13 protein-coding genes (1 of these 13 only partly in view) are annotated in these 17,041 nt (G+C 71.5%); 7 read left to right on the top strand and 6 right to left on the bottom strand.

Features of this window, described 5'->3' with window-relative positions; genetic code table 11:
• Positions 1-29 precede the first annotated feature (29 nt).
• A complete protein-coding gene (locus C2L59_RS19775; RefSeq protein WP_103350986.1) occupies positions 30-986 on the top strand; it encodes an SDR family NAD(P)-dependent oxidoreductase in 957 nt (318 codons plus the stop codon).
• Positions 987-1,124: 138 nt separating this feature from the next.
• Positions 1,125-1,532: a trypsin-like serine protease gene (locus C2L59_RS19770; protein WP_233223595.1), complete on the top strand. Its 408-nt coding sequence runs from the start codon at positions 1,125-1,127 to the stop codon at positions 1,530-1,532.
• 137 nt (positions 1,533-1,669) lie between these two features.
• On the opposite strand, the gene C2L59_RS19765 is transcribed toward C2L59_RS19770, so the two are convergent.
• On the bottom strand, positions 1,670-2,863 hold the full coding sequence (locus tag C2L59_RS19765) for an aminotransferase class V-fold PLP-dependent enzyme (RefSeq protein WP_103350985.1): 1,194 nt from the start codon (positions 2,861-2,863) through the stop codon (positions 1,670-1,672).
• Between the two features lie 46 nt (positions 2,864-2,909).
• Here C2L59_RS19765 and C2L59_RS19760 point away from each other — a divergent pair, with 46 nt between their 5' ends.
• Positions 2,910-3,542 carry a GntR family transcriptional regulator gene (locus C2L59_RS19760; RefSeq protein WP_103350984.1) on the top strand — a complete coding sequence of 211 codons (633 nt, stop codon included), beginning with the start codon at positions 2,910-2,912 and terminating at the stop codon, positions 3,540-3,542.
• Positions 3,539-4,297, top strand: coding sequence for a metallophosphoesterase (locus tag C2L59_RS19755; RefSeq protein WP_103350983.1), 759 nt, complete (start codon positions 3,539-3,541; stop codon positions 4,295-4,297). The genes C2L59_RS19760 and C2L59_RS19755 overlap by 4 nt, the downstream gene beginning before the upstream one ends.
• On the opposite strand, the gene C2L59_RS19750 is transcribed toward C2L59_RS19755, so the two are convergent.
• From C2L59_RS19750 to C2L59_RS19730, 5 genes are read right to left on the bottom strand one after another with little or no spacing between them, the layout of a single operon-like run.
• Positions 4,287-5,912, bottom strand: coding sequence for a CocE/NonD family hydrolase (locus C2L59_RS19750; RefSeq protein WP_103350982.1), 1,626 nt, complete (start codon positions 5,910-5,912; stop codon positions 4,287-4,289). The genes C2L59_RS19755 and C2L59_RS19750 overlap by 11 nt on opposite strands.
• A gap of 49 nt (positions 5,913-5,961) precedes the next feature.
• Positions 5,962-7,353, bottom strand: coding sequence for an aspartate ammonia-lyase (gene aspA, locus C2L59_RS19745; RefSeq protein ID WP_103350981.1), 1,392 nt, complete (start codon positions 7,351-7,353; stop codon positions 5,962-5,964).
• Positions 7,350-8,267 carry an asparaginase gene (locus tag C2L59_RS19740; RefSeq protein WP_103350980.1) on the bottom strand — a complete coding sequence of 306 codons (918 nt, stop codon included), beginning with the start codon at positions 8,265-8,267 and terminating at the stop codon, positions 7,350-7,352. Before C2L59_RS19740 ends, aspA begins: the two co-directional genes overlap by 4 nt.
• On the bottom strand, positions 8,264-9,694 hold the full coding sequence (locus tag C2L59_RS19735; RefSeq protein WP_103350979.1) for an amino acid permease: 1,431 nt from the start codon (positions 9,692-9,694) through the stop codon (positions 8,264-8,266). Before C2L59_RS19735 ends, C2L59_RS19740 begins: the two co-directional genes overlap by 4 nt.
• On the bottom strand, positions 9,691-10,338 hold the full coding sequence (locus C2L59_RS19730; RefSeq protein WP_103350978.1) for a FadR/GntR family transcriptional regulator: 648 nt from the start codon (positions 10,336-10,338) through the stop codon (positions 9,691-9,693). Before C2L59_RS19730 ends, C2L59_RS19735 begins: the two co-directional genes overlap by 4 nt.
• A 363-nt stretch (positions 10,339-10,701) precedes the next feature.
• Here C2L59_RS19730 and dnaE point away from each other — a divergent pair, with 363 nt between their 5' ends.
• The 3 genes from dnaE to C2L59_RS19715 form a co-directional block, all read left to right on the top strand.
• Complete coding sequence (gene dnaE / locus C2L59_RS19725; protein ID WP_103350977.1) at positions 10,702-14,289, top strand: DNA polymerase III subunit alpha; 3,588 nt, start codon at positions 10,702-10,704, stop codon at positions 14,287-14,289.
• 239 nt (positions 14,290-14,528) lie between these two features.
• Positions 14,529-15,992: an MFS transporter gene (locus C2L59_RS19720; protein WP_103350976.1), complete on the top strand. Its 1,464-nt coding sequence runs from the start codon at positions 14,529-14,531 to the stop codon at positions 15,990-15,992.
• Between the two features lie 426 nt (positions 15,993-16,418).
• A protein-coding gene (locus C2L59_RS19715; RefSeq protein WP_103350975.1) for a low temperature requirement protein A crosses the window boundary here: on the top strand, positions 16,419-17,041 show its 5' portion. Its footprint extends 553 nt past the window's final position; 623 of the gene's 1,176 nt are visible here — the first part of the coding sequence; it begins with the start codon at positions 16,419-16,421; its stop codon lies off the right edge, out of view.

Here is a 17,041-nt window from a genome sequence, read left to right as displayed (position 1 = left end):
AGCCCGCTCCAGGTTCTAGCGTCGGGGCCATGACCACCACCACCGCACAACACCAGCTCGGTTCGGGATTCGGCGCCACCACCACCGCGGCGGAGGTCCTGGCCGGCCTCGACCTGACCGGCAAGCTCGCGATCGTCACCGGCGGCTACTCGGGCCTCGGCCTGGAGACCACGCGGGCGCTGACGAACGCCGGCGCGCACGTCGTCGTCCCGGCCCGCCGCCGCGCGACAGCGGAGAAAGCGTTGTCCGGTCTGGAAAACGTCGAGGTCGACGAGCTCGACCTGGCCGACCTCGACAGCGTCCGCGTCTTCGCCGGGCGGTTCCTCGCCTCGGGTCGCGGCATCGATGTCCTCATCGGCAGCGCGGGCATCATGGCGTCGCCGGAAACCCGCGTCGGACCGGGGTGGGAGGCGCAGTTCGCGACCAACCACCTCGGGCACTTCGCCCTGGTGAACCGGCTCTTTCCGGCTTTCATCACCGGAGCCCGCGTGGTTTCGGTGTCCTCGCGCGGCCACCACTACGGCCCGGTGCGCTTCGACGACCTGAACTTCGAGCGCGGCTACGACAAGTGGCTCGCCTACGGCCAGGCCAAAACCGCGAACGTGCTGTTCGCCGTGCACCTCGACGAGCTCGCGCGTGACCGGGGCGTCCGCGCGTTCGCCCTGCACCCCGGGCGGATCCTCACCGACCTCGTGCGCCACCTGGACCGGCAGGAGCTCGTCGACGCGGGCATGGTCGACGAGTCCGGCCGGGTGACCGGCGGCGCGAAGACCCCGGAGCAGGGCGCCGCCACCCAGGTCTGGGCGGCGACGTCCCCGCAGCTCGCCGGCCTCGGCGGCGTGTACCTCGAGGACTGCGACATCGCCGAGCCCGCGCCGGCCGACGGAACCCGCACCGGGGTGAAGGACTACGCGATCGACCCGGCGCAGGCCGCGCGGCTGTGGACGCTCTCGGCGGACCTGACCGGGGTGAACGCCTTCGCCTGAGCGAGGGTGGGGCGCGCCCCGCCCCCGGGCGTCCCGCCGCCACCTCCGCGAACCGGGGTGCCGGCCCGATGGCCCACGGCGGGGCGGACGACGGGGAGATCGTGCCCGAGCTCGGCCACGCCAAGGGCGTCTGCGGCGGTGCTGGTCCACCCGCAGTGGGTGGTGACCGCGGCGCACTGCGTCGACCCCGGGCGCAACCCGGCCGTGCCGGAGGGAACCGTGCGCATCGGCAGCGAGCGGCGGAACTCCGGCGGCACCGTGCGCGCGATCGACCGGTGGGTGCGGCACCCGGGCTACCGGCCGGGCGCGCCGAACGAGCACGAGTTCGCGCTGGCGCGCCTGGACCGCCCCGTGTCCGAGCAGGCGATCCGCGTGGCGGCCCGGCCCGGCACGCCGACCCGCGTGCTCGGCTTCGGCACCACGGTCCAAACCGCCGACATCGCCCGGGCGGCGTTCCCCGAACGGCTCCAGGACCCGACACCCGCCGCGCAGCGGTGTCCGAGTGCTCGCCCGGCTACGCGGCCGCGACCCGGCTGTGCACCGTGAGCCGCAAGCCGGACGCGATGGCGTGCATGGGCGACTCCGGCGGCCCGCAGGTGGGCGCCGCTCGCGAGGAAGCGATGCGGAGCCGGGTGATCGCCGCGGTGGGCAGCTTCGGGTTTCGGCGCGGGCGAAGGCTTGCCCTACGCCCCGCCGGCCGCCCGCGTCCGGAGCTTCTCGACCTGCCGCACCAGCAGGTCGATCTCGTCCTCGGTGTTGTAGTAGTGCACCGACGCCCGGACCAGGTCCGGCAGGCCGCGGGCGGTGAAGTCGTACTGCGCCGAGGTGCGCGTCGACAGTGACGTGTTGATGTGCGCCTCGGCGAGGCGCGCCTTGATCTCCGCGGCCGGCGTCCCGTCGACGGTGAAGGTGACCAGGCCGCACTTGCGCGTCCCGGCGTCGTGGACGCGGGCGCCGGCCTCGCTCAGCCGGCTTCGCAGCGTCGCGGCCAGCGAAGCGACGCGGGATTCGATCGCCGGGAGACCCCAGCCGAGCGCGTAGTCGATGGCCGCGCCGAGGCCGAGCACCGCGGCGGAGTCGCGTTCCCACACCTCGAAGCGCTTGGCCGTCGGGTCGACGACGTACTCCGTCGGCGACTCCCAGCTCGCCGAATGCAGGTCGAGCATGGCCGGCTCCAGCCGTTCACGCAGCCGCGGGTGCACGTAGAGGAACCCGGTGCCGCGCGGGCCGCGCAGGTACTTGCGGCCGGTCCCGGACAGCGCGTCGCACTTGAGGCGCGTGACGTCGAGGTCGAGCTGGCCCGCGGACTGGCAGGCGTCCAGCAGGAACGGGATGCCGGCGGCCTCGGCGACCGCGCCGATCTCCTCGGCCGGGTTCACCAGCCCGCCCTGGGTGGGGACGTGGCTGACGGCGATCAGCTTGACGTCGCCGTCGACGCGCCGCCGCAGCTGCTCGACGTCCAGCTGCCCGGACTCGTCGTCGCCGATCACCTCGACGACCGCGCCGGTGCGCCGCGCGACCTGCAGGAAGGCGATGGCGTTGCTGGCGTACTCCGCGCGGGAGGTCAGGATCCGGTCCCCGCGGTCGAACGGCAGCGCGTAGAACACCGCCTGCCACGAGCGCGTCGCGTTGTCGGTGAGCGCGATGTCGTCGGTCCCGGCGCCGAGCAGGCGGGCCACGGACGCGTACACCGCGTCCAGGCGGTCCGCCGACTCGGCGACCATTTCGTACCCGCCGACGAGCGCTTCGCGGCGTAGGTAGTCGACGACGGTGTCGGTGACGACGGCCGGGGGCAGCGCCGCGCCCGCGTTGTTGAAGTGGACCACCTCGGCGCAGCCCGGGGTCTCGCGGCGCGCGCGTTCGACGTCGATGCTCATAGCAACTGAATACAGTAGATGGGTATTGTATGCAATACTGCCGGCCATGGCCCGGACCCCGTTGCGCAGCGACCTCCTGGAGCAGATCACCGGCCGCGTGCTCGACGGACGCCTCCCGGCCGGCGCGCGCGTCAACGAGGTGCACCTGGCGAAGGAGCTCGGCGTCAGCCGGACGCCGCTGCGGGAAGCGCTGATCGGGCTCGCCGACCGCGGCCTGCTGGTTTCCGCGCCGGGCCGGGGGTTCCTGGTGCCGCCGTTCGACCCGGGCGAGGCACGCCGGCTCTACCCGCTGGTGGCCGAGCTCGAAGCCCTCGCGTTGCGCTGGACGTCCCCGGTGGAGCTGGCCGGCCTGCCGGACGCGCTCGACGCCGTCTCCGCCGAGATGACCCGCGCCCTCGCCGACGGCGGCGATCTGTCCGGTTTGGACGATCGCTGGCACGCGCTGCTGCTGTCCCGCTGCCCGAACCCGCACCTGCTGCGGCTGATCGAGCAGACGAAGCCGCTGCTGAAGCGGTACGAGTCGGCCTACTTCGCCGGCGACGGCCACGCGGGCGAGAGCATCGGCGAGCACCGCCGGATCGCCGCGGCCCTGCGCGACGGCGACCTGGCCGCCGCCTCCGCGGTGCTCGTGGCGAACTGGGTCAAGGCCTTGGCGTACCTGGGGAAGGACGGAAGATGATCATCGCGCACCTGAGCGACCTGCACCTCGACGGCGGATCCCGTGCGGACGACCGCGTCGCCGCGGCCATGGGCTACCTGAACGGGCTGGCGAAACCGGTCGACGCCGTCGTCGTCACCGGCGACATCGCCGACCACGGCGAGCCCGAGGAGTACGCGCGCGCCGCCGCCTTGCTGAAGTACCCGGCGCCGGTGCTGGTCTGCCCGGGCAACCACGACGTCCGGGCGGCGTTCCGGACGGGCCTGCTCGACCTGCCGGCGTCGGACGGCCCGATCGACCTCGCGCAGGAGATCGACGGCGTCCTGTTCGCGCTGTGCGACTCGACGATCCCGGGCCGCGGCGCGGGATTCCTCGCCGACGAGACCCTGGCCTGGCTCGACGGCGTCCTCTCCGGCGGCGACGGCCCGGCGTTCGTCGCGTTCCACCACCCGCCGGTCGAGGTCGGCGTCCCGCTGGTGGACGCGATCCGCCAGGCCGGCGCCGAGCGGCTGGCGTCGGTGCTGGCCCGCCACCCGCGGGTGAAGGCCCTGCTGGCGGGTCACGTGCACACGGGCGCCTCGACGACGTTCGCGGGTGTCCCGCTGCGCATCGCCCCCGGCGTGGTGTCGGGCTCGCTGCTGCCGGCCGAGCCGGGCGGCGACCACGGCTGGGCCGAGGGCGGCCCGCTGGAGTACGACCGCCCGCCGGCGTTGCTGCTGCACGTCCTCCACGACGACGGCCGGGTCACCAGCCACCACCGGACGGTCAGCCGCTGAACACCGGCAGCGTGATCCGCGACGGTCGCGAAGCGTCGTGGAACACCTCGAAGCGGTTCGCCTTCCCGGCCACCGCCGACGTCACCGGCTCGTCCGTGCCGTGGTTGCGGGCGAACCGCGGGAACGCCCCGCCCGCCACCTGGATCCGCAGGCGGTGGCCGCGGCGGAAGCGGTAGGCCGTCGGGTCGAGCGTCACCTCCGCCGTCACCACCCCGTCCGAATCGGCTGACGGGAAGCCCGGGCGCAGCCGCAGGATCCCGTCCGTCACGTTCCTGGACACCCCGCCCGAATCGACGTCGCACAGCCGGACGTACACGTCCGCGTGGCCCAGCTCGGTGCGCACGTGCACGGTCGCCGACACCTCGCCGATGACGTCGACGTCCGACGGCAGCGGCTCCCCGGTGAACACCAGGACGTCCGGGCGGGCCTCGACCTCCTGGTTGTCGCGCTGCTTCCACTCGCCCGTCAGCAGTGGGCCGCCGACCGCCGGGGTCGGGTCGGCCGGGTCGTAGGTGAACGGCGTCGGCAACGCCTCCGCCGTGACCGCTTCGCCGAGCCCGCCGATCGGGCGCAGGTGTGCCGCGGTCGCCGTCGAGGGCGGGGGCCAGGACTCGAAGTCCAGCCAGGTGCCCGCGCCCTGCAGGAACAGCCGGACCGGGGCCCGCTGCAGCTGGGTGCGGTCGCCGAGCAGGTGCGCGCGCAGGAACCCGAGCTGGTCGCGGATCATCGGGCCCATGCTCGCGGGCTCGCCGTGCGCCCACGGCCCGATCGTGATCCGCGGCGCCTTGCCGGCCTCGGCGAGGATCCGGAAGTCCCGCAGCTGCCCGCGGATGAACAAGTCGTACCACCCGGTGACCATCGACACCGGGACGTCGAGCTTCGCCACTTCGGCGCTGTGGTCGGACATCGACCAGTAGTCGTCTCCGGGCGCGAAGTGCGCGGTGACGTCCTGGAGGAACGTCACCGGCTTCCCGACCGCGGCCACGTCGGCGCCGCTGATCGGCAGGTGGGCCAGCGCCCGCCGGGTGCGCCGCGTCTGCAGCGGGTTCGGCAGCGCGGCGAACCGCTCTTCCTGGCGCCCGATCATCGCCGACCACGACACCATGTTGTCCGCCGCGAGCACGCCGCCCGGGTAGAACGTCGAGACGAACTCCGACGCCGTCACGCCGAGGCCCATCGCGGCGAGCGGCGGGTCGAGGTACGGCCCGACCGCCCACTGCGTGTGCCCGAGGTAGCTGGCGCCCGCCATGCCGAGGTGCCCGTCGCACCACGGCTGGGCGCGCAGCCACCCGGCGGTCGCGACGCCGTCCTCGCGTTCGAGGTGGAACGGCCGGAACTCGCCGCCGGAGCCGAACGAGCCGCGGGTGCTCTGGATGACCGTCTGCAGCCCGTGCCGGGCGAAGGTGTCGCCGAACAGCTTCGACAGCATCCCCTTGCGCCCGTACGGCGTGCGGATCAGCACCACCGGCGCCGACGTCGTCCCGGCCGGCGCGTACCGGTCGGCGAGCAGCGTGACGCCGTCGGGCATCGGGACGGCGAGGTCGCGCGTGACGACCGGCTTCGGGCCTTCGGCGCGGGGGAGCCCGAGCAGCTTGTCGACAAGTCGGTCCAGCACGGGCGCCGCCTTCCGAAGTGGAGTAGGTCCTTCCGGATCCGACCGTACCTCAGTTCGCGCGGGCGAGGGTCTCCGGCCGCAGCAGCCTCGCCAGCTCTTCGGCCGGGATCAGGCCCTTCTCGACGACGAGCTCGGCGACGCCGCGCCCGGTCGCCAGGGCCTCCTTCGCGATCTCCGTCGCGGCCGCGTAGCCGATGCTCGGGTTCAGCGCCGTGACCAGCCCGATCGAGTTCTCGACGTAGGCGCGCAGGACGTCGACGTTCGCGGTGATCCCGGAAACGCACTTGTCCGCCAGCGTCCGGCAGGCCGCGCCCAGGTGCGTGATGCTCTCCGACAGCGAGTGCAGGATGATCGGCTCGAACGCGTTGAGCTGCAGCTGGCCGGCTTCGGCGGCCATCGTCACGGTGACGTCGTTGCCGATCACCTCGAACGCGACCTGGTTGACCACCTCGGGGACCACCGGGTTGATCTTGCCGGGCATGATCGACGACCCGGCCTGCACCGGCGGCAGGTTGATCTCGTTCAGCCCGGCCCGCGGGCCCGAGGACAGCAGCCGCAGGTCGTTGCAGCTCTTCGAGAGCTTGACCGCGATCCGCTTGAGGACGCCGGACAGGTGCACGAACGCGCCGCAGTCCTGCGTCGCCTCCACCAGGTCCGCGGCGGTGACGACCGGCAGCCCGGTGATCTCGCGCAGGTGGCGGCACGCGGCTTCGGCGTACCCCGGCGCGGCGTTGAGGCCGGTGCCGATCGCGGTCGCGCCGAGGTTGATCTCGTGCAGCAGCGCGACGGCTTCGGTCAGCCGCAGCCGGTCCTCGCCGAGCATCACCGCGTAGGTGCCGAACTCCTGGCCCAGCGTCATCGGCACGGCGTCCTGCAGCTGCGTGCGGCCCATCTTCAGCACGTCGTGGAACTCGACGGCCTTGGCCGCGAACGCCTTCTCCAGCACGACCATCGCCTGCGCCAGCCCGCGCACGGCGATGATCGTCGCCACGTTGACCGCGGTCGGGTAGGCGTCGTTCGTCGACTGCGAGAGGTTGACGTGCTCGTTGGGGTGCACCACGTGGTAGTCGCCCTTGGCGTGCCCGAGCAGCTCGAGGGCGCGGTTCGCGATCACCTCGTTGGCGTTCATGTTGGTCGACGTCCCGGCACCGCCCTGGATGACGTCGACGACGAACTCGCCGTGCAGCGCGCCTTCGCGGATCTCCCGGCAGGCCGCGCCGATCGCGTCGGCGATGTCGGGGGAGAGCAGGCCCAGCTCGGCGTTGGCGCGCGCCGCGGCCTCCTTCACCGAGGCCAGCGCCTCGACCAGGTGCGGGTACGCGGCGATCGTCGTGCCCGTGATCGGGAAGTTCTCCCGGGCGCGGGCGGTGTGCACGCCCCAGTACGCGTCCGCGGGCACGTCCTTGTCGCCCAGCAGGTCGTGCTCACGGCGGGTGGTCATCGCAGGCTCCCCACAGAAAGGTCTCCGGTGAAACGCAGGTTTTCCGGCCCCGGCGGGACGTCGGCCCCGCACAGCCCGAGCAGCGCGGCCAGCACCGGGTAGCGCGCCCGGTCGCCGCCGTCGGCGATCTTGAACGCGATCGCCGTGCCGTCCGGCAGGGCGGCGACCTGGACGGCTTCGAAGCCGTCCTTCGCGATCAGCCCGGGCACCGCGCGCATCACGGCGGTGACGTCCCGGCGGCTGCCGCCGACCAGCTCGGGGTGCCGCCGGATGCCGTCGGCGACCAGGCCCTCCGGCGTGCCGGGGGCGGCCGTGGCGATCTTCGCCACGGCCGTCGCCAGCCCGCGCAACGTCGTCGCGAACAGGGGCGCGCCGCAGCCGTCGACCGCGACCCGGGCGATGTCCCGCCCGGTCAGGTCTTCGACGGTGGCGGCGATCGCGCGCTGCAGCGGGTGGGCCGGGTCGAGGTACCCGTCGAAGCTCCAGCCGTTCAGCGCGCAGGTGGCGAGCATCGCCGCGTGCTTGCCGGAACAGTTGTGCGCCGGCCGGGCGGGCGCCCGGCCGGCCGCGATCCAGCGGTCGCGTTCGACCGGGTCGAACGGGAAGTCCGCGGGGTTGCCGAGCAGGCCGGGGGAGCGTCCGCCGAGGACGTCGAGCGCGGCCTCGAGGTGCATCGGCTCGCCGGAGTGGCTGGCCGCGGCGATCGCGAACCCGGCGGGGGACAGGCGCAGCCCGAGCCGCGCCATCGCCGTGGCCTGCAGCGGCTTCGCCGTCGACCGCGGGTACATCGGCGCGTCGACGTCCCCGGCGGCGAACCGCACCGAGCCGTCCGGGGCGAGCACCACGGCCGAGCCGTGGTGGCCGCCCTCGACCATGCCGTCGCGGACCAGCTCGACCAGGGGTTCGGGGCTCACATGCCCTCCTCGTCGAACGCGCGCATGTCGATCCGCTTGCGCACCGCGAACCAGCCGGCCACCAGCGCGACCGCGATGGCCGGCAGCGCGAGCAGGGTGATCCGGCCGGTCTCGTCGAAGCCCATCAGCACCACGACGGCGGCCAGGAACACCAGCGTGGCGATCTCGGTCCAGGGCGAGAACGGCAGCCGGAACGACGGCCGCTCGAGGCCGTCACGCTTCGCGCGGCGCACGAACAGCAGGTGGCAGAGCACGATGATGGCCCAGGTGGCGAGGATGCCGATCGCGGCGAAGTTCAGCACGATGTCGAAGGCCTCCTTCGGCACCAGGTAGTTGAGCCCGACGCCGAGCACGCAGACGGCCGCGGTGAGCAGGATGCCGCCGTAGGGCACGTGGTTGCGGTTCATCACACCGGTGAACTTCGGCGCCGAGCCCGCCGTCGCCATCGACCGCAGGATCCGGCCGGTCGAGTACAGGCCGGAGTTCAGGCTGGACAGCGCCGCGGTGAGCACGACCAGGTTCATCACGCTGTCCGCCGCGGGCACGCCCAGGTGCGAGAGCACGGTGACGAACGGGCTCTGGTCCTTCGTGTAGGAGCTCCACGGCAGCAGCATCGCCAGCAGCACGACCGAGCCGACGTAGAAGACGAGGATGCGCCACATGATGGAGTTGATCGCCTTCGGCATGATCTTCTCCGGGTTCTGCGTCTCGCCCGCGGCGACGCCGACCAGCTCGACCGAGGCGTAGGCGAACACCACGCCCTGCACGATCAGCACCATCGGCAGCAGCCCGGCCGGGAAGAGCCCGCCGTGGTCGGCGATCAGCTGCGGCCCGCCCGCCACGCCGTCGATCGGTGTCTGCGTCACCAGCAGGAAGATCCCGATCACCATGAACAGCACGAGCGCGGCGACCTTGATGATGGCGAACCAGAACTCCATCTCGCCGAACAGCTTCACCGACACCATGTTCAGCGTCAGCACGACGGCCAGCGCGATCAGCGCGAGCACCCACTGCGGGATCGGCGAGAAGAACGACCAGAAGTGCGCGTAGAGGGCGATCGCCGTGATGTCGGCGATGCCGGTGGTCGACCAGTTGAGGAAGTGCATCCAGCCGGCGACGTACGCGCCCTTCTCGCCCATGAACTCGCGGGCGTAGGAGACGAAGGCGCCGCTGGAAGGCCGGTACAGGATCAGCTCGCCGAGCGCGCGGACGACGAAGAAGGCGAAGAGCCCGCAGACGCCGTAGACGATCGCCAGCGCCGGCCCGGCCTGGGCGAGCCGCCCGCCCGCGCCGAGGAACAGGCCGGTGCCGATCGCCCCGCCGATGGCGATCATGTTCACGTGCCGGGGCTTGAGGGCCTTGTGGTACCCGGCGTCGCCCGCGTCCGCGGTGCCGGCGGTCGTGGCCGGGATGGTCTGTTCGGTCACTGGTCCCCGTTCACGATGCTGGTCAGGGTGGCTTCGACGTGCGTCAGGTGCGCGGTCATGGCTTCGACGGCGGCCGTCTCGGAGCCGTCGGCGATCGCGGTGACGATGGCGCGGTGCTCGACGTTCGACTGCCCGCGCCGGTCGCCGAGCTGGTTGAGGAAGGCGGACTGGCGGGCCAGCGCGTCCCGGATCTCCTCGATCACCTTCCCGAACACGGGGTTGCCCGATGCCTGGGCGATGGTGATGTGGAACAGCGAGTCGAGCGCGACCCAGGCCGTGTTGTCGGTCTCGGCGTCCATCCGGTCGAGCAGGTGGGCGAGGAGGTCGAGGTCGTCCTGGCTGCGGCGCACGGCCGCGTACCCGGCGACGGGGATCTCGACGTGCCGGCGCACCTCGATGAGGTCGCGGGCCGAGTAGGGCCCGAAGGTGGGGTTGTCGGCGGGGCCGGTCGCGGTGACGAAGGTGCCCTTGCCGGTCTTCGACTCGGTCATGCCGAGCGCCTGGAGGCCGCGGAGGGCTTCCCGGACGACCGACCGGCTGACCTCGAACTCCCTGCTCAGGGCGGCTTCGGAGGGAAGCTTGGCGCCGATGGCGTGCTCGCCGCGCTCGATCGAAGCACGCAGGTGGGCCAGCACGGCTTCCATGGCGCTCACCCGGCGAGGACCACCTTGTCCGGCTGTCTGGCTGTCAGACAGGTTCATGGCGGGAATGCTCGGTGCCGGTGCTCCCGCTGTCAACGCGAGCCGGGGCGGCTGTGGCTCAGCTCACCGCCGCGCTCGTAAGGGCAAGGCGGGCCGGAACCGGCTTATTCCTCACGACGCCCCCTCCCGGCGCCCCGGCGTGACCGCGTGGAAGCGGCGCGTGTCGTGATCGTTTCCGCCCCGAAGAGGGGCGCGTCGCACCGCCCGGCGCGGGCTCCGGAGGCGCACAATCGAGCCTGGCGAGTGCGGGATAAGGTGGGAGACCCGGGCGCGCCGGTCCGATCCACCTAGGGGAGGTTTTCGCTGGTGTCGAACGATTCTTTCGTCCACCTGCACGTCCACACCGAGTACTCGATGCTCGACGGTGCGGCGAAGATCGCTCCCCTCTTCGCGGAGGCGGCACGCCTCGGCATGCCCGCGGTCGGCATGACCGACCACGGCAACATGTACGGCGGCGACGAGTTCTACCAGCAGTCCAAGAAGGCCGGCATCAAGCCGATCATCGGCATCGAGGCCTACATCGCGCCGGAGAGCCGCTTCCACAAGAAGCCGGTCTTCTGGGGCCAGGCCAACCAGCGCGGCTCGGACGAGTTCGGTGAGGGCGGCGACGTCTCCGGTGGCGGTGCGTACACGCACATGACCATGCTCGCGTCGAACGCCACCGGGCTGCGGAACCTGTTCAAGCTGTCCTCGCTGGCCAGCATGCAGGGCTACTACCGCAAGCCCCGGATGGACCGCGAGCTGATCGCCGAGAACCACTCGGGGATCATCGCGACCACCGGCTGCCCGTCCGGCGAGGTGCAGACCCGGCTGCGGCTGGGCCAGAAGGAAGCGGCGATCCAGGCCGCGTCCGACTACAAGGACATCTTCGGCGCGGACAACTTCTTCCTCGAGCTGATGGACCACGGCCTGCCGATCGAGCGGTCGGTCCGCGAGGGCCTGCTCGAGATCGGCCGGCTGCTCGACCTCAAGCCGATCGCCACCAACGACTCGCACTACGTCACCAAGGACCAGGCGGACACGCACTCGGCGCTGCTGTGCGTCCAGGCGGGCAAGACCCTCAACGACCCGACCCGGTTCAAGTTCGACGGCGACGGCTACTACCTCAAGTCCGCCGCCGAGATGCGCGAGTACTGGGACAAGGAGGTCCCCGGCGCGGCCGACACGACGCTGCTGATCGCCGAGCGCGTCGAGTCCTACGACGACGTCTACTCGCACAAGGACCGGCTGCCGTTCTTCGAGGTCCCGGAGGGCTACGACCAGGGCAGCTGGCTGCGCGAAGAGGTCCAGCGCGGTCTCAAGTGGCGCTTCCCGGACGGCGTCCCGGACGAGTACTACAACCAGCGCATCGAGATCGAGCTCGACGTCATCATCGGCAAGGGTTTCCCGGCCTACTTCCTGATCGTCGCCGACCTCATCAGCTACGCCCGGCGCGTCGGCATCCGGGTCGGCCCCGGCCGTGGTTCGGCCGCCGGGTCGCTGGTCGCGTACGTCCTCGGTATCACCAACCTGGACCCGATCCCGCAGAAGCTGCTGTTCGAGCGGTTCCTGAACCCCGAGCGCGTCTCGATGCCCGACATCGACATCGACTTCGACGACCGCCGGCGCGGCGAGATGATCCGGTACGCGACCGAAAAGTACGGCGCGGACAAGGTCGCCCAGGTCATCACCTTCGGCACGATCAAGACGAAGGCCGCGATCAAGGACTCCGCGCGGGTCCACTTCGGCCAGCCCGGCTACGCGATCGCGGACAAGATCTCCAAGGCGCTGCCACCGCCGATCATGGCGAAGGACATCCCGCTCTCGGGCATCGTCGACTCGAAGCACGAGCGCTACGGCGAGGCCGCCGAGGTCCGCGCGCTCGTCGAGACCGACGACGAGTGCAAGACGATCTTCGAGACCGCCCGCGGCCTCGAAGGGCTGATCCGCAACGCCGGCGTGCACGCCTGCGCGGTCATCATGTCGAGCGACCCGCTGACCGACGCCATCCCGCTCTGGCAGCGGGACGACGGCTCGATCATCACCGGCTGGGACTACCCGTCGTGCGAGGCCATCGGCCTGCTCAAGATGGACTTCCTCGGCCTGCGCAACCTCACCGTCATCGGTGACGCGATCGACAACATCAAGACCAACCGCGGGGTCGACGTCGACCTCGACACCCTGGGTGTCGAGGACCCCGAGACGTACAAGCTGCTGGCCCGCGGCGACACGCTCGGCGTGTTCCAGCTGGACGGCGGCCCCATGCGCGACCTGCTGCGCCGCATGGAGCCCACGGTGTTCGACGACATCGTCGCGGTCGGCGCGCTCTACCGCCCCGGCCCGATGGGCATGAACGCGCACAACGACTACGCCGACCGGAAGAACAACCGGCAGAAGGTCAAGCCGATCCACCCGGAGCTCGACGAGCCGCTGCGGGAGATCCTGGCCGACACCTACGGCCTGATCGTGTACCAAGAGCAGATCATGCACATCGGCCAGAAGGTGGCCGGGTACACGATGGGCCGGGCGGACGTGCTCCGCCGCGCGATGGGCAAGAAGAAGAAGGAAGTCCTCGACAAGGAGTACGAGGGCTTCGAAGAGGGCATGCGGAACAGCGAGCTGGTTCCGGGCGGGTTCTCCAAAGAGGCGATCAAGGCCCTCTGGGACACGATCCTCCCGTTCGCCGGGTACGCGTTCAACAAGAGCCACGCGGCCGCGTACGGCCTGATCTCGTACTGGACCGCCTACCTCAAGGCGAACTTCCGGGCCGAGTACATGGCCGCCCTGCTCACCTCGGTGGGTGACAACAAGGACAAGTCGGCGGTCTACCTGTCCGAGTGCCGCCGGCTCGGCATCAAGGTGCTGCCGCCGGACGTCAACGAATCGGCCCTGCGCTTCGCGGCCGTCGGGGACGACATCCGCTTCGGGCTGGGTGCGGTCCGCAACGTCGGCGCGAACGTCGTCGAGTCGATCATCAAGACCCGCGAGGAGAAGGGCAAGTACGCGTCCTTCACCGACTTCCTCGACAAGTCCGAGCTGGTCGCCTGCAACAAGCGGGTGATCGAGTCGCTGATCAAGGCGGGCGGGTTCGACTCCCTCGGCCACACGCGGCTGTCGATGATCCAGGTCCACGAGGACGCGGTCGAAGCGGTCGTCCCGCTCAAGCGCCAGGAGGCGATGGGCCAGTTCGACCTGTTCGGCTTCGGCGGCGAGGAGGGGGAGGCAGCGCCGTCGTCGTCCCCGCTCGCGCACCTGAAGTTCGGCGAGGAGGAGTACCCGCGCAAGCAGCTGCTCGCCTACGAGCGCGAGATGCTGGGCCTGTACGTCTCGGCGCACCCGCTGGACGGCGCCGAGCGGATCCTGCGCAAACACGCCCCGAAGCCGATCGCGAGCATCCTCAACGATCCGCCGAAGGAAGGCGAGCTGGTGATCTCCGGGCTGATCACCTCGCTCGAACGGCGGGTCAACAAGAAGGGCGAGCCCTGGGCGATCTGCACGGTCGAGGACATGGACGCCTCGCTCGAGGTGCTGTTCTTCCCCAAGTCGTACGCGCTCTTCGCGGGCGAGCTGATCGAGGACAACGCGGTCCTGGTCAAGGGCCGGGTCAACTGGCGCGAAGACAAGATGTCGATCTTCGGCGGCGGCCTGGCCACCCTCGACCTGTCCGAGGTCGGCACGGGCAACGGCGACGACGAGCCACCGCTGGTCCTGCTGGCGGCGGCCGAGAAGATCGACCAGTCGGTGGTCAGCGAGCTGCGGTCCACGCTGCTGGCACACAAGGGGGAGACCCCGGTGCACCTCAAGCTGGTGGGCAAGAACCAGACGGTCTTCGCCCTGTACGACTACCCGGTCAAGGTCAGCTCGATGCTGATCGGCGAGCTGAAGGGCATCCGCGGCATCACCGCGTCGACGTAGTCGTGGGGGAGGGTGAGATGTGCTCGCGGAACGCGCTCGCCCCAACCCCGCCTACGGTCTCTTCCGGGGGCTTGCCCCCGGACCCCGCCCCGGGCAAGCCGCCGGACCCCCGCCGCGGTCCGGTCTCGAGCCGACTCCCGTGAGGCGGGCTCCGGGCGCACAGCGCGCGCGGATCCCGCCTTTCGTGTTTGCTGAGTGGGGTATCCCCACCCGTGAACACTGCGAGGGTCAGCTCTTCGATGTCCTACGAACCCGATCCCCGGCGCTGGAAAGCGCTGGCCGTCTCGCTCACGGCCGGGTTCATGGGCCTGCTCGACGTCAGCATCGTCAACGTCGCCCTCCCCTCGATGCAGGCCGGCCTGCACGCCAGCAGCGGCGGGATCCGCTGGGTCGTCTCCGGCTACGCCCTGGCGTTCGGCCTGGTCCTGGTCACCGGCGGCCGCCTCGGGGACGCGTTCGGCCGGCGGAACATGTTCCTCGGCGCCCTCGCCGCCTTCGTCCTCACCAGCGCGCTGGCCGGCGCGGCCCCGAACGAGACGACGCTCGTGCTCGCGCGCCTCGCCCAGGGCCTGGCCGCGGGCATGCTCACCCCGCAGAACACCGGCCTGATCCAGGACCTCTTCCGCGGCGCCGAGCGCGGCCGCGCGTTCGGCATGTTCGGCGCGGTCGTCGGGATCTCGACGGCGGTCGGCCCGATCCTCGGCGGCTTCATCCTCGCCGTCTTCGGGACGCAGGACGGCTGGCGCTGGGTGTTCTACGTCAACGTCCCGATCGGCGTCCTCGCGTTCGTCCTCGCGTTGCGGATGCTGCCGCGCAGCGAGAAGAAGCAGTTCAGGCTGCGTTCGGAGATCGACTTCGTCGGGATCGCGCTGCTCGCGGTCGCCGTCCTCGGCGTGCTGCTGCCCGTCATCGACTCGGACAGCGGCGGCTTCGCGAAGCTGTGGTGGCTCTTCCCCGTCGCGGCGGCGTTCGGCTTCGCGTTCGTGCGCTGGGAACGCTCGGTGGTCCGGCGTGGCCGGTCGCCGCTGCTGGACACCCGGCTGTTCACCGACACGCCCGGCTACGCCGCCGGCGCGGCGGTCGGCGCCCTCTACTTCTGCGGGTTCGCCGGCATCTGGCTGGTCTTCGCGATGTACTTCCAGCAGGGCCTGGGCTACTCGCCGCTGCAGTCCGGCCTGTCGGTGACGCCGTTCGCGATCGGCTCGGCGGTGTCCGCGGCGGTGGCCGGGCGGCTGGTGCCGCGCTTCGGCCGCCGGCTGACCGTCACCGGGCTGGCCATGGTCGCCGTCGGGCTGCTGGCCGTCGCGCTGATCGCCGAGCTGGTCCCGCCGTCGATGTCCGGCTGGGCCTTCGCGCTGCCGCTGGTGTTCGCCGGCGTGGGCGGCGGGATGGTGATCTCGCCGAACACGACGTTGACGCTGGAGTGCGTGCCGGTCCGGATGGCCGGCGTCGCGGGCGGCGCGCTGCAGACCGGGCAGCGGATCGGCACGGCGATCGGCACCGCCGTGCTCGCGTCGGTCTTCGGCCTCGTCGTCGGCCGGGGCTACCCGCCGGCGCTCACCGTCGCGCTCGGCTGCGCGGCGCTCCTCACGTGTAGCGCGCTCGCGCTGGCGATCGCCGAACTCCGGGCCCGGCGGCGCCGCGCGTCCGAGGACGAACGCGAGGCGCGCGAGGCGTCCGCGGCCGACGTCCACCCGGGCTGAGACACTACTTTCCGCAGATTCGCGATGCTCCATCCGAGTGACGAGCACGGAAAGACACTGGTGCTACGGAGAGCAACCGGGTAGATCTTATGGAGCCTTCACTGCGCGGCTACGGCTACCGACAGTGGCAATCAGTCGGCCACCCGGGGATGGGGTGACCGGCTTGAGCGATCGAGGCGTCCGGAGTTCGAGGGAATGGACACACTCGGTCACCTTCCGTCCAGTGGGTGTCGGCGTCCGCGGGGGACCGCCCGGCACTCGCGGAAGGGCTGCCCATCGGTGCCACCGGCGCGTGACGGCGGCGGGTGGGCCCGGGTGAGGGGGAACCAGGCCCGCCCGCCTTCTTCACCCGTGTCGTGCTGACTTCCCGGGCCCGGCTCGTGCTGGGATGATCGCGTCCGTCCGAGGCCGACGCGGGGAGTCCCGATGACCGAGCAGCCGTCGCGGGTCTGGTACCGGCCGATGCGTTCCCGCGACCGCGGTGAAGACCACCGCGTTGCTACGCCGCTGGAGCTGCTCTTCGACCTGTGTTTCGTGGTCGCCGTCGGCCAGGCCGCGGCTTCGCTGCACCACGCGCTGGCCGAGGGGCACGCCGCGCACGGCGTGACGTCGTTCGCGATGGTGTTCTTCGCGATCTGGTGGGGCTGGCTGAACTTCAGCTGGTTCGCCTCGGCGTTCGACACCGACGACGTCCCGTACCGGCTGGCCACGCTCGTGCAGATCGCCGGCGGGCTGACCATCGCGGCCGGGGTGTCCAGCGCGTTCGAGGGTGATTTCCGGGTGATCGTGGCCGGGTACGTCCTGATGCGGCTGGCGATGGTGGTCCAGTGGCTGCGCGCCGCCCGGTCGGATCCGGAGTGCCGTCCGGCCGCGCTGCGCTACGCCTTGGGGATCGTGGTTGTCCAGCTGCTGTGGATCGCGCGGCTGTGGGTGCCCGGGACCGGGGGCGCCGTCGGGTTCGTGGTGCTCGTGCTGGCCGAGCTCGCGGTGCCGGTGTGGGCCGAGAGCAGCCGGGGGACGGCGTGGCACCCGCACCACATCGCCGAGCG

This window comes from Amycolatopsis sp. CA-128772 (genome assembly GCF_002904295.1).
Classification (GTDB): Bacteria; Actinomycetota; Actinomycetes; order Mycobacteriales; family Pseudonocardiaceae; genus Amycolatopsis.
This window is presented reverse-complemented; position numbering and strand designations above follow the sequence as displayed.